Raw genomic sequence first — 2,062 nt, 5'->3', positions numbered from 1 at the left:
TCTAAAATTTAAGAATATATGCCAGATATCAACTAGGTGACTGTAGGCATATATTCTTAAATTTTAGCCTTTTTTTTCGATTTTCGTAATCTACTTCCCTATTCCTTATTTTGTGACTGCAGTAATGTTCAATTGCATTTATATGACTATTTTCTAGACATTAAAGTTCTGCAAGTTTTCCATCGCAATTTATAAATTTTTTCCTGAACAACCTGATTAATCAGCAATTGAAACCTCTCCTGACTCTATAGCAAGTATGGGTAGTTTTTATATGGTTATTTTGGTTTTTGGTAGTTAAGCGATCGCAACTACTCTGTGGCGATCGCTTAATAATTTTATACCTATTCTATTGTAACAATATTTTTTGAAATTGGTATTACATCTTTCCATCCAGGAATTGGTTCTTTCTATCACCCACCTAGCTGTGACGGGTACAAATCCTGTTTTGCCTTGTTGATTCTTTTGAGCTTTTAATGGTTTAGGCGACAGTTTCAAGGGAATATTCGTCAGAATTGCCGGAGCAACTTTTTTCAACTCCTCCATAATTTTTTGAGGATGATATCCATTTTGACAGTCAAAATAGTTAGGAATTGTCCCCCAAATCGCATCGTTAATTGATTTACTCAAACGGGTCTTTGCTAGTCCTTTTATGTTTAAGTTTTCATGGGCAATAACATCCGCTTTTGATCACAATTCATTGGCTGTTTTAAAATGAAAGTCTTTACGTTGATCGGCGACCTTTTTATGTTGTTTGGCTACAGCTAGAAGAGCTTTGAACCATCTTTTACTACCTTTCTTTTTAAGAGATCAACGTTTCTGTAGAGTTTTTAATCGCTTTTGAGATGAGCGATAGTATTGAGGAATTGGAACTGATCCTCCATGGCTTGTTACCAAGAAATCTTTTAATCCCATCTCAATGCCTAGGGTGTTTTCTGTTGTGGGTTTAACATCAGAATTAAACGTAGGAACTGATTTATCCTCCAAAGTATTATTACATAATACCCATCAGCTTTACGGCTAATCGTAGCAGATAAAGGAGTGAAAACCATCTGGTAATCGTCGATGTTGAATTAATTTTACCAGGCCAATTTTGGGTAAATTAATCTTGTTTCCTTCCAGACAATCTTGTTTGATTTGAGGATAAGTAAAACTACGATAACGACCAATTCCATTAAACCTTGGTTTGCCTAATCGCTGCCCGTTTTTATCTGCTTTAAACCACCTATCAAAAGCTAGTTTTACCCGTTTAATGCAATCCTGGCATACCTGAGAATGAATTAATTTGTACTCAGGAAATTTATCTTTGGTATGGACCAAATCCTAATTCTTACGAGTAATAATCTGGGTGATCTCTCAACTGAGGAATTGGCATTATTAACGGAGATGAATTGGCGGGTCAGCTAACAATCTCTCCAGTGGCCTCATTGACATCCAGATGTAACTTACGCCGTTAGCTCGTGCGATGCTGTTAATCCGTTGTTACCCATTAAGTCGGTTTGAAAGTGAGAGTGCGTGTTTAGGTTTTGGCAGTGAGGAAAGGTCATCAGCAGACAAGGTCATCAAGGGACATAGAACGCTTTAGCGCTGCTAGATCATCATTAGGCACGAAGGAACTACATCTATGGTGTCTGACCGTGGTCGATGGAAAAAGACTAACGTCTAGAGTAGGCTTGGAGATAGTGGCCAAGTTTGAGCATTACAAACAGTAACTTCAAAAAGACTCGACCAAGGGTAAAAAGTTTATTAACCTAGTCAGGTCTCGAACTGTGGCCCTTATGCTCCGGCGACTATTTCAGGACTTGAAGAAAAACTGTATAGATTGAACTAAATTAGCTTTTGACTTTGTAGAGTAAAAAAATATCATGTCTGGTATTACCTAGTCATACTCCTGGAACAATAGGCAGAAAAATAAAATAAATCAAATATTACATTCAAGATAGTTACCTTTTTTTACCAAGAAGGTTAGCACCTCTTACGCAATAGTGCAACTATCTTGAATGTAATATTTGATTTATTTTATTTTTCTGCCTATTGTTCCAGGAGTATGACTAGGTAATACCAG

General features: G+C 36.6%; 2 protein-coding genes. Both read right to left on the bottom strand.

The window, feature by feature from the left end:
- Positions 1 to 294: 294 nt before the first annotated feature.
- A complete protein-coding gene (locus F6K13_RS30300) occupies positions 295 to 627 on the bottom strand; it encodes a transposase (protein WP_205127669.1) in 333 nt (110 codons plus the stop codon).
- Between the two features lie 390 nt (positions 628 to 1,017).
- Positions 1,018 to 1,317, bottom strand: a complete 300-nt coding sequence (locus F6K13_RS30295; RefSeq protein ID WP_124146707.1) for a hypothetical protein — start codon at positions 1,315 to 1,317, stop codon at positions 1,018 to 1,020.
- Positions 1,318 to 2,062 lie beyond the last annotated feature (745 nt).

It is taken from the genome of Okeania sp. SIO2B9, from assembly GCF_010672505.1.
In the GTDB taxonomy this organism is placed as follows: domain Bacteria; phylum Cyanobacteriota; class Cyanobacteriia; order Cyanobacteriales; family Microcoleaceae; genus Okeania; species Okeania hirsuta.
The sequence above is the reverse complement of the archived record's forward strand: the minus strand, read 5'-3'. Positions and strand labels throughout refer to the sequence as shown.